8 protein-coding genes are annotated in these 12,267 nt (G+C 34.9%); all 8 read left to right on the top strand.

The annotated features are described in order from the left end of the window. Positions 1 to 23: 23 nt before the first annotated feature. The gene (gene asp1, locus FC81_RS07480) at positions 24 to 1,664 is read left to right on the top strand and encodes an accessory Sec system protein Asp1 (RefSeq protein WP_057745138.1); all 1,641 of its coding nucleotides are present in this window, start codon (positions 24 to 26) and stop codon (positions 1,662 to 1,664) included. Further along, the gene (gene asp2 / locus FC81_RS07475) at positions 1,603 to 3,159 is read left to right on the top strand and encodes an accessory Sec system protein Asp2 (protein ID WP_057745135.1); all 1,557 of its coding nucleotides are present in this window, start codon (positions 1,603 to 1,605) and stop codon (positions 3,157 to 3,159) included. The genes asp1 and asp2 overlap by 62 nt, the downstream gene beginning before the upstream one ends. Continuing rightward, positions 3,156 to 3,992 (top strand): accessory Sec system protein Asp3, encoded by an 837-nt coding sequence (asp3, locus tag FC81_RS07470; RefSeq protein ID WP_057745132.1) that lies wholly within the window; start codon positions 3,156 to 3,158, stop codon positions 3,990 to 3,992. Before asp2 ends, asp3 begins: the two co-directional genes overlap by 4 nt. A 56-nt stretch (positions 3,993 to 4,048) precedes the next feature. Further along, a complete protein-coding gene (gene secA2, locus FC81_RS07465) occupies positions 4,049 to 6,421 on the top strand; it encodes an accessory Sec system translocase SecA2 (RefSeq protein WP_057745129.1) in 2,373 nt (790 codons plus the stop codon). Between the two features lie 15 nt (positions 6,422 to 6,436). Continuing rightward, a complete protein-coding gene (gtfA, locus tag FC81_RS07460; protein ID WP_057745127.1) occupies positions 6,437 to 7,942 on the top strand; it encodes an accessory Sec system glycosyltransferase GtfA in 1,506 nt (501 codons plus the stop codon). A 3-nt stretch (positions 7,943 to 7,945) separates the two neighbouring features. Then, positions 7,946 to 9,268: an accessory Sec system glycosylation chaperone GtfB gene (gtfB, locus tag FC81_RS07455; protein WP_057745126.1), complete on the top strand. Its 1,323-nt coding sequence runs from the start codon at positions 7,946 to 7,948 to the stop codon at positions 9,266 to 9,268. Positions 9,269 to 9,295: 27 nt separating this feature from the next. Further along, entirely contained in the window at positions 9,296 to 9,469 is a 174-nt protein-coding gene (locus FC81_RS10915) for a hypothetical protein (protein WP_157054745.1), read from the top strand. Positions 9,470 to 9,692: 223 nt separating this feature from the next. Then, a partial coding sequence (locus tag FC81_RS11165; RefSeq protein ID WP_235804656.1) for a KxYKxGKxW signal peptide domain-containing protein occupies positions 9,693 to 12,267 on the top strand: 2,575 nt, incomplete at its 3' end.

The raw sequence follows: 12,267 nt of genomic DNA, 5'->3' as shown, positions 1-12,267 counted from the left end.
AGTAGAACGAAAGGAGTCAGCGGATGTATTATTTTTTGCCATCATGGCACACGAATAACAAATATGAATGGAATAGTTCTGCATTACCTTGGTACCGTAATAATAAAGGAATAGAATTTGATGACACTATAAGTCAATTGAGAATGTTTAACAGAACACAAGAAAAATCTAAAACTTTGATTTTAGAATACTCTCCCAATCTGCGTGGCTTTTTACACCGTCAGGATATCTATGAAATAGATTATTACAGTATCTTTGATGACATTCAAAATATTTCGGATACGCAGATGCGCCCCTTTGACTTTATGGAGCTGAATTGGCCATCTGGAACAGATTTCAGCTACACACCATTCTTAGTACTTGCAAGGTACAAGGGGGAAGTCATAGCACGTATTGAATTTGATAGTATAGGAGCTTTACTGAGAATTGATCTTTTAGAGAACGGTAAAATAACTAGAAGACTTATTTTTGACGATCGTGGTTTCCTATCAAGTGTAATTTATTTTGATAAGCAGGAATGTGAAAGTTACCAGAAGTTTTTAGATTTGACAGGTCGCTGGCGTATTTGTATTAACTATATCTCAACAAAACCACAAGTTGAGGTCAATTCTGAGTTCAAAGAAGAATTTAAGCATAGTTGTTACAAAAATATTGAAGACTTAATTTTTGAGAAGTTTCAAAGTTTTCTAGACAATAAAACATACCAAGACGATGTATTGGTCATTGCAGCTGAAGAAAAGCGCAATGATTTACTTTTAGAAGCTCGTTACGATATAAAAATAATTTTATCTTTTTTCAGCGATCGATATCCCATTAAGGACACGAATAGTTTACGGCAGATTTTGGCGAAGGCAGATTCTTGCGTTACGGATACTGACTATACCAATACGGAAGTTAAGGAAATTATAGCCAAGAAGGGATGTGCAAACAAAAATATAGAGCAAATAACGCCCTTTGATAGTCGTTTACGCTTAGGTAAAAGTCAACGTATTAGAGAATTAAAAATTTTTTGGTTGATTGAAGGATTAACACAACCGGAAATGCGTATAGTACTCCGACAACTTTTACTTTTAATGAAAGCTGATAAACGAATTGAATTAACTGTTGCCGCGTACTCAGAATACGAAATGAGCACAGAAACTTTTGCACAGATAGCTAATGAAACAATAGCTAAAAATGGACTAGCTGAGTATTTTACTTTTAATAGTGAAAATCTAACGAAATCAGATTCTGAGTTAAATGAAATTGATAAAAAATCTAAGAAAAATATCTGTTGGCAGACTATTTATGTGGAAGATGACATCATAAAAGAAGTGTCGGATGTACGTTTGATAATAGATTTGAGTATGCAACCTAATTTATTTTTACAAATTGCAGGTATCAGTGCGGGAGTACCACAAATAAATATAGTCAAAACCAGTTATGTTGAAGATCATAAAAATGGCTTGATTATTGATCAGTTAGATGGACTTTCCGAGGCCGTTGATTATTATCTTGAGGGTCTAGCGCATTGGAACAATGCTTTGATGTACGCGGCAACCAAGATTTCTGAATATTCTAGTAGTAACTTGATTAAAAAATGGAAACAAATAACAGGAAGGAATGGTAAAAATAGTACACAAACAAATCAAGGTACTACAAATAGGCACAGCAAACTGGGCTAAAACTGAAAATATACCTAAACAGCTTGAGTGGAACTTTGTACCTTCTACGGATTTAAAACAAATTTCTTTAGCTGAAAATGGCGAAAAAAGCCAAAACTTTGACGTAGTTTTTCTGACGGAATTTTCAGGTATTCATAATATTAATTGCCTGGATGACATAGCACAGACTTATGCTGTTTTATTTATTCAAGAAGCAGTTTCAGATGATATGGCACTACATCATTTTCTTAATGCAAAACTAGCACAAGCAGTTTCAGCTAAAAATCGCAAAGCGGTATTAGAACAGATTGCTTTTGGCTTTTTTAACAAGCAAAGCGGGATAAAGTTAGGTATAAATACGATAAGAATTACCCCTACATTTAATGGAAGCTGCAAGTATAAAGGAAATGCATATCTTAAATTAGAAGGAGAATTTGGCAGTGACTTTGAACCATTAATCTTTTGGCAGAAAAATATATTTGTTGATCAAAATAAAAAAATTGAGATTTGGCCAGAATTTATAAAGTCAACTGGGTGCGAATTGAAAATGGCTTTTTTTGAAACAATAAATGGTTCCACTGATAACAAGCAAACATCTTGGTCAGTTAGTGAAAAAGATTTAGAAAGCCCAGTTGTCATTGATGGGACACACAATGAAACAAGTGGAGTTTTTCTAAATGTTAGTTTATACGCAAGAGGAGCTGGCAAGATACAAGTAGGACCTCTCCATTATAGATGGTCTCGCTTAGGACTTGGTGAATTTATTCCTGGTGGTCAGCGCTACGTTGACCAAAATAGACAAGAATTCATGTACTATTTTGATCCTGGTGATATGCAACCACCTTTAAATGTTTATTTTGCGGGCTACCGTTCGTTAGAAGGATTTGAAGGATATTTTATGATGAAAAAAATGAATGCTCCGTTTATTCTATTCACTGATCCACGACTTGAAGGTGGAGCATTTTACCTTGGTTCAGAAGAATTCGAAAATGAGATTATAACTGTAATTATGAATTCATTGCACCATCTTGGTTTTAATAACAGTCAATTAATATTATCTGGAATATCTATGGGAACATTTGGTGCGCTGTACTATGGAAGCAAGGTTAAGCCACATGCTATTATTGCGGGAAAACCTTTGCTCAACTTGGGCACAATCGCACTTAACGGCAAGATTCTACGTCCTCAGGAATTTGATACAGCCTTGGATATTCTGAGACTAACCACAAATGAAAGCTCTGAGACAGCAGCTTTTGAGTTAAATAAACGTTTCTGGAATGTTTTTTCTAAGACAGACTTTAAGAATACGACTATTGCTGCAGCTTATATGAAAAATGATGATTATGATCGTGGAGCTTTTCGAGAGCTTGTGGAAAGATTACAAAGAAAAAATGCGAAGGTAATTGGTAGGGGATATATTGGAAGACATAACGATAATACACCGGCTATTGTTAATTGGTTTTTAACGCAGTATCGATATATTTTACTGAAAGATTTTAGAAGGAATTTAAAATGATAGGATATACAGCTAATGTTATTTATTGGAAATCTGCTGCGTCAACATATCTTTATGGTTCAGATATTATATTTCAACAAAACGGTGATGTAGATTTCAAGAATAGTTTAATGTCTCCCGGGAAAGCAATTAATACTTGGTATTCACAAACAAATTATCAAGCCAAACGTTTTAGTCCACAGCTCCCTATTTTAAAAAAAGGAAAGAAATATCGAATTTTGCTCAAAGCTTATAGTTTTCCAGAAGCTACAATTTATTTACGTATTGATTTTTATGACAGAACTAATAAAGTAATGAAACAAATTTCCGTTAAAAAAATGGAAGAATTATTTAAGCCTCCAGAGGGAGCCTACTATTATACGATAAGTCTTCTGAATGCGGGGTGTTCCCGACTAAAATTCAGATATCTTGTACTTTCTCCAGTGGAGTTTCCCTCTGCTAGAAATACTGAAGTGTTTATTTCTAAAGTTTATAACGCCCAAGCGTCCAATGAGTTGAATATAGTTTTGGGAGAGCCTTCGCTTAACATCTGTACAGTTCCACGGGCAGAAGCTAGTTTTCCTTTTAAAAATTGTATTTTTATTCAGAGCATGGTTTCAAATGAAAAGATGTATACAAGAGAAGTCACCGTGAAAAGAATTGAAACTCTTAGTAAAGGTTTTAAAAAAATAATAATAAGGGGGTGCGGACCACTTTCAAATCCAAGTGCAAGGCGTTATGCACAATTACTGCGCGGAAGGGGCATTCTTGCTAATGAATCTATTGGAGATTCAGACAGTAAAAAAATTGCTGCACCTTTATTTGACAGATCTACTGACTTAACGGTGTTCTAGTAGGAAAATTCAGATAAAAGCAGTTTAAAAAAATACAAGTAAGGTGAGTGAGAGATATGCCTTTGTCAATGAATGCTTTAGAGTTGAAAAAACTACGAAGAATTCTAGCCAAAGTAAATAGTTATGCTGGAAAAATGAGAAAGCTTTCTGATGGTCAGCTAAAAGATAAGACGCTTCATTTTAAGAGGATGTTAAAAAAAGGTGTTTCTTTGAATGATCTTCTACCTGAAGCTTTTGCTGTTGTTCGTGAGGTAGACAGACGCGTACTTGGAATGTTTCCATTTGATACTCAGGTTTTGGGAGGGATAGTCCTTCATCAGGGAAATGTTGCAGAAATGAAAACAGGAGAAGGTAAAACTTTGAGTGCGACCATGCCATTGTATTTGAATGCTTTGACTGGTGAAAGTACGATTTTGGTCACAACGAATGAATATCTAGCCTTACGTGATGCGAAAGAAATGGGACGTGTATATCGCTGGTTAGGCCTAACAGTCGCTTCTGGCGTGACAGAAAATCCAAGCATAGAACTAAAGCCTGAAGATAAAAAAAAAATATATGCTGCTGATATTGTTTATACGACAAATAGCGCAGTGGGTTTTGACTACTTACTGGATAACTTAGCAGATAGTGCAAAGGAAAAATATATGCGATCTTTCGGTTATGTGATAGTTGATGAAGCAGATGCAGTCTTATTAGATAGTGCACAAATGCCATTGATTATCTCTGGTGCTCCTCGAGTGCAATCAAATATGTACAAATTAGCTAATGATTTTGTATCGTTGCTCACCGAAAATATCGGATACAGACTGGACGAGGAAAAGAAGAATGTTTGGTTAACACAGGAGGGAATAGATGAGGCAGAACGTTACTTTTCTTTGAAGAATTTGTATGATGGAACGCACACGGAATTAGTACGTCAACTTGAATTAGGTTTGAGAGCACACACACTATTTGAGAATGGTAAAAATTATGTTGTTGAAAAAGGTGAAGTAAAACTTTTGGATGATCAAAACGGTCGTGTTCTTGAAATGACAAAATTACAGTCAGGGCAGCATCAGGCGTTAGAAGCACGGGAAAACATTGAATTGACACCTGACATGCGGGCAATGACATCTATCACTTATCAAAATCTTTTCAGAATGTTCAAAAAGATTGGTGGAATGACTGGAACAGCAAAAACAGCCGAAGATGAGTTCATTGAAACTTACTATATGAAGGTTGTTCAAATTCCTACAAATAAACCGATCGTTCGCAAAGATTTTCCAGATGAGATATATACAACACTTCCTGAAAAACTTCTAGCTTCAATGAAACTAGTTAGACAGTTGCATAAGAAAGGACAACCAATTCTGTTAGTTACAGCTTCAGTTGAAATTTCTGAGATATACTCTGAACTTTTGCTACATGAACAAATACCACATAATGTTTTAAATGCATATAATGCAGCAAAGGAAGCTGAAATCATTGTAGAAGCAGGACAGAAAGGCCATGTTACTGTTGCAACTTCGATGGCTGGCCGAGGAACTGATATCAAGTTAGGAAGAGGTGTGGCAGAACTTGGCGGTTTAGCAGTAATAGGCACAGAAAAAATGGCTAATGAACGAATAGAATTACAACTGCGGGGTCGCTCGGGCAGACAGGGAGATCCGGGTATGAGTAAATTTTTTGTTTCATTTGAGGATGAGCTAGCTATTAAATATGGAGCCAGATGGATGCACACATTTTATGAAAAACATAAAAATTCTGTATTTGATAAGCCAAAAAGGTTAACTTCATTTCGAATAAAAAAAGCAATTCAAAGGGCACAAAAATATAGTGACAGTAGCGGTGTTCAACAACGAAAAACTATACTTGAGTTAGATGAGAGTGTCAGAGTTCAAAGAGAATTAGTTTATAAACAAAGAAATGATTTGATAGAACAGACTGGTGAATCCAGATATGATATAGATCAGTTATTTGAAAAGTATATTGATGGGTTTATTCAAAAAAATAATACCTTAACTGTATTTGGAGTTACTCGTTTTATTTTTGATAATTTAAGTTACAAGTATGGCGTTTTACCTGGGGAAACCGATTGTAGTGACTCCAAGAAAATAAGGATTCTATTATTAGAAATTTGTCGAAAAGAGTTAAATGTGAAAAAGAAGACATTGACTGATAAAAAGGAGATAAACAGATTTTATAGACTGTCTTTATTAAAAGCTATTGATGACTGTTGGATAGAAGAGGTAGATAATTTGCAACAGCTCAGAACGGTTGTTTCTAGTCGTCAATATGCTCAAAGAAATCCAATCTTTGAATATCATCGTGAAGCTGCAAATTCTTTTAAAAAAATGAAAAAAAATATCCAGCAACAAGCGGTGCAAAATTTATTGTTGAGTACTATTTTAGAAGATGAGGATGGGATCCGTTCTATTTATTTTTCGTAGAAAGATGGGATTAGCATGACTGTATATAGTTTTAATTTGGGTATTGGCTGGGCGAGCAGTGGAGTTGAATATGCTCAAGTCTATCGAGCACGCCTACTACGAAATATAAAGCAACCTGCAAAATTTATATTTACTGATTTAATTTTAAATGAAAATATCGAGCATATGACTAAGAATATCGGTTTTACTGACAATGAGATTATATGGTTATATCAATATTTTACGGACGTCAGAATTTCGCCAACAACTTATACATTGAAACAATTAGAAAAAAGCATAAATTTTAAGAAGAGGAAGGGAGCTATCGAACGTGATGGAGCGAAGATAGTACGCTATCATTTTGAGAAAGAAAATAAATTTGTAACTGCTTTTTTGAAAGAGAATGGCAGCAACATTGTTGAACGAGTTGAATATGTATCTCATGATTTTTTAATTCGTAAAGATTACTATACATATACGAAACTGCTTTCGGAGTATTATACACCGCGTGATAATCGAGCTCACCTTTATCAGCGACGATTTTTTAACGAAGATGGATCAGTTGCATATGAACAGATAGTTGATGGAAAAGATGAGATATATCGGATGAAGGATTCTATTTTATATTCAAAAAGTGAATTGATTAACTATTTTCTCAGTAAGTTGAATCTAACTTCAAAAGATGTTTTGTTGCTAGATCGAGCTACTTGCATGGGACAGTCTGTTTTTCGTAATCGTGGTGCAGCCAGGCTGGGTGTTGTAGTCCATGCCGAACATTTTAGCGAGAATGCTACTGATAATAAGAACATTCTCTGGAACAATTATTATGAGTACCAATTTGATTACGCACGTTACGTTGATTTCTTCATTACAGCAACAGATGTACAAAACAAGTTCATGCAGGAACATTTTAAAAAATATTGTACTTATGTACCAAAGGTAGTAACAATTCCTGTTGGAGACTTGAACAAATTACGCTATTCTATGAAAAGTCGAAAATCACATAGTTTAATAACAGTGTCTCGGCTCGCTTCTGAAAAACATATCGACTGGTTGATTTTAGCTGTTGTCAAGGCTCACAAGAATATTCCACAGTTAGTATTTGATATTTATGGCAGTGGCGGCGAACATGATAAGTTACTAGCTTTAATAAATTACAATAAGGCAGGAAGTTATATTCATTTAAAGGGACATGCGGATGTAACAGAAGTCTACAAAAACTATGAGGCCTATATTACGGCATCAACAAGTGAAGGATTTGGACTGACTCTTTTAGAGGCGGTTGGTTCAGGATTACCACTAATTGGTTTAAACGTACGTTATGGAAACAAAACTTTTATTAAAAATGATCAAAATGGCTTTTTAATCAATTATGATGGAAATCCGAATTTGTCAGAGATAACTGATAATATTTCAAATAAAATACTTAAATTGTTTAGAAGCAAGAATATCCAGTCATTTAGAAAAGTTTCTTACCATATCGGCGAAAAGTTTTTGGCGAATGAAGTTGAACGAAAGTGGGAAAAGTTGTTGGAGGGATAAATAATGATTAATTTATTCGACAAAAATACTCAAAGCATGATTGACCTTTATAAATCACTACTTGCAGCTGGATATACTCAACCGACAGTAGTAATTGAAGATGATGGCTGGTTACCTACAGGGATAGAATCCCCTTACAGCTTTTTTTCAAACGACAGTATCGATCAAGGGGACCCGCTTTTTTTTAATCAAGTGTGTGTCCCAGAGCTTTGGGAAATTAAGGGTGACAATAGTAGTGCAGCAGTATTTGATTATGATAGGAAAGCTGCTGAGATAATTTACGCATCTCCTAAGGATAAACGTTTGGTCAAAGAAGTAAGATGGTTAGATAAAGGTCAAAGAGTTCGAAGTATAGATTACTATAATAGGTGTGGGAGAATTTTTGCAGAAACAATATATAACTTAGATGGTCAAGCAATTACAAAAACGTTCTATTCTTCTAAAAAATTAGAAGTGATTGTGGAAAATTTTGTGACAAATGACATTATTTTAAATTATAAGCATCAGATTTTTGATTTTCAGTCAAAAGAAGAGTTTGTACAATTCTATCTTGAGCTCAAGGGATATTTGTTAGATCGAATTTTTTACAATTCTTTATCTTACCCATTTTTTGTATCTTTAAATGTAAAAAGGCCGGGAAAAGATATCCTATTCTGGCAAGAGCCACTTGACAATGAAATTCCCAGTAATATGCAAATTATTTTGAATGGTCAATCTAAAAGAACACGTAGAATTATTTTTAATAAAAAAAGTACCTTCAAACGTGCAAAAGAACTTTGGAACAAACCATCCGCTGATATGTTTTCACTGTTAGGTTATATTTATGAGTTTATGCGCACAAACAAACATGAAAACAATGCTCTAATTATGACTAATTCTGATAATATTGAAAAAATTGATTACTTGATAAAAAATGTACCTAATATGCACTTTAATATAGCTGCGGTTACTGAAATGTCTTCCAGGCTAAGCAAATTAGCAATGTTTTCTAACGTTACTTTATTTCCTAATATTTCGCATAAGATGACCGAGATGTTATGGCAAAATAGTGATTACTACCTTGACATCAATCATGGAGGAGAACTATTAAATGCGGTCAGAACAGCGTTTTTTAATAATTTATTGATTTTATCTTTTAGCAATATATTACACAATCAAGAGTATTTAGCTTTGGAAAATATTTATAACCCTAAAGATATTGAAAAAATATCGAAAAAAATGAATGAATGTTTGAAAAATGATGCTATTTTGCAGAAACTTCTTCAAGTTCAACATAGTGAAGCAAATGAAGTGAAAGTGAAGGACTACCAGAATGTTTTGAAATAAAAAGATGACTTTAAAAAGGTGAATGATATGAAAAAAGATGAGCAAGATCTTCTAAAAGAAAGTATTAATAAACGCTTAAATGCTGCACGCTATTCGAGTGGTAAAAAGGAAGATAAAAGAAATATAGGACAAATAGCCGCAATTATTGTCAGCACAATAGTGGTTATAGGGATATTAATATCTTTGTTTAGTGTTTTATAGCCTCTTGTTTCGTATTTAAGGTTTTAGTGAGGGTGCGAATTAATTGAATATTTAATTAAAAGAGCATGTTATGCTCTTTTTTGTGTAATATTAAAAACTTTTTTTAGATTACAATACCTATATTTCTTGTTTTTGTTTAAAATGTATCATAAAATAACCATTAGCAGTAAAAAACACTGCTGGTTTATTTTTGCTATTTTTTAACTTAAGTTAGGAGCTAATTATGAAAAGGAAATATAGGGGAAATTATTCGGAGACTGATAGAACAACTAGGGTAAAAATGTATAAGGCAGGTAAGTCGTGGGTAAGCTCGTTAATATCGAGTATTGGAATTCTAAGAGTGTTTCATGGAAAAAGTTTAGCAAGTATTGACGTTCGAGATATTGATCTTGAAAGAAAAGAGTCTTTGGATTCCAGAAGTAAAGGTACTCTGAAGCTTTTAGCATCGTTAGGAGCCCTTGCAGGTGGTGTCTTCGTGTCATCCAGTACAGCGTCTGCTAATCAAGTTGTAGGAGCAGGAAAGACTAAAACAGTATCTGCAAATACTGTTTTAGCTAACAAAGATACGGCTCAGCTAAGCAGTAATAATGATAGTTCTTCCGAAGCTTCGACATCAGGTCAAAGCAGTGAATCAAATACTACTTCAGAATCTGTAAGTCAATCGACTTCAACAAGTGAAAGTGTCTCTACATATAAAAGTAGCTCGCAAAGTGAAAGTATTTCGGTTAATGAGAGTTTAAGTAATTCGAGCACTTCAACTAGTGAATCAACGATAACATCAACTTCATCATCAGTTGATAAAGCTTCTTCAACAAAGAATATTTTATCAAGTAGCAATATATCGTCAACAAGCAACACAACTGCAAGCAGTGACAGTACAGCGTCAAGTAGTGATGTATCTTCAATAAGTAACACAACTACAAGTAGTGAAAGTGCAACATCAGCAAAGGGTTTGTCTTCAGCAAGTGACATAAGTATAAATAGCAATGACATCGTGTCAATAACAAGCAACACAATGGCAACCAGTGAAGATATTGTATCGGCTAATGACAGTCTTTTAACAAGTAGCTTGTCATCAGATAATAAAAATACTTTTTCAACTAGCGAAGTAGCTTCGACAAGCCAGACGCAAACAAAAAGTGAAACAGCATCTAAAGCTGTAAATAGGCAAAATACAAATGTTGAAGCTAAGAATATTTCAAAACAAGCAACAGTTGCTAATAAAGGTGTTACTACGTTAAAAGCAGCGGCTGTAAGTGAAAACAAAGAGAACCTTCAAGCTGCGAATACTGGTTTTTCAGTTAGCGATCCGATTTATCCAAATGGAATGCCGGATAATGGGGATAACGCAAATAGATACAGTTTTGAATGGATTAAGGTTTATCCTTCTTATTTTTCTAATAACTTACAAGGAAGTATTTTAGTCTCGATAGATCGTAATGGCAGTGGGGCGCTGTATGTAAAAGAAACCAAGGGGACAGCAGCTCCAGCTGAACTGACTATTACAGCAAGTAATGCATCAGCTTCTTCAAAGTCATTTAATGGTTTAACATACTATTATGACAATGTAGATGGAAATTATTCATTTGTTATTAAGGGTAACGGATTGGGCTTGGAAAATGACTACGTAAACTATATCTCTGGTTCTAATAAGTATGCAACAATAACTAATTTTGTTCCTAAAAAGATTACTCAAACAACAACTTATATTGATGAGAATGGGAATTCAATTTCAGGTATAGATCCTGTCACTCAATCTGGTTGGACAGGTCAAGACTACACAACTTCAGCCGGTAAAGTTGTTACTGGTTATTATACAAGCGATACGAATCAAAATGGTAATGGTAAAATGTCGCAATTTGGGAAAATTGGCGCCAAATATGAGAAAAATTATCATGATGGTTACGTAAGAGTTGTTTATACTCAAACTGACGCGAATGGAACAATGCAGGTTCAAATTTATGATAGATATCGGAGCGGTGGTGCAGAATACTTAGCAGATACTGAGTCTGTGGTAGCATCTGGAAGCACTACGTATAAGGGAAACAGCGGGTCAACATATAATATTGTCAATCCTTATGTCAATCAAACACAGAATATTCAATATCAATATCATAAATTGGGGAATCTAATAGTTAAGGATGAAAATGGAGCTGTAATTAGTCAAAAACAGTATGTCAATGATGCATCAGATGCATCGAAAGCATACTATCCATCTTTTGCTGACAAACCAGGCTATATTATGAATGCAGAGGATGCTGATGGTAATACTGTTAATATAAATGATATAAGGAATGGCAGTGTTCCGGCTAACTTGGGTAAAGACACAATTATAACTCTTAAAAAAGATCCTACGAGTGTGAGCCAATCGGTCTCGTCGAGTACAAGCGAATCGGCTTCGACGAGTGCGAGTCAGTCAGGATCAACAAGTAATAGTGAGTCGGCCTCAACAAGTACTAGTGAGTCAGCCTCAACAAGTGCCAGTCAGTCAGGGTCAACAAGTACGAGCGAGTCAGTTTCAACAAGTACTAGTGAATCGGCTTCAACAAGTGCCAGTCAGTCAGTTTCAACAAGTACGAGCGAGTCGGTTTCAACAAGTACTAGTGAATCGGCTTCAACGAGTACGAGTCAGTCAGGATCAACAAGTACTAGTGAGTCGGCCTCAACAAGTACTAGTGAGTCAGGATCAACAAGTGCCAGTCAATCAGGCTCAACGAGTACTAGTGAGTCAGGCTCAACAAGTACTAGCGAGTCGTCTTCGACGAGTGCAAGTGAATCAGGCTCAACGAGTACTAGTG

Origin of the sequence: Liquorilactobacillus capillatus DSM 19910 (assembly GCF_001434915.1) — a bacterium.
Lineage (GTDB): Bacteria > Bacillota > Bacilli > Lactobacillales > Lactobacillaceae > Liquorilactobacillus > Liquorilactobacillus capillatus.
Note: the sequence above shows the minus strand (reverse complement) of the source record. Positions and strands in the feature narration are given on the sequence as shown.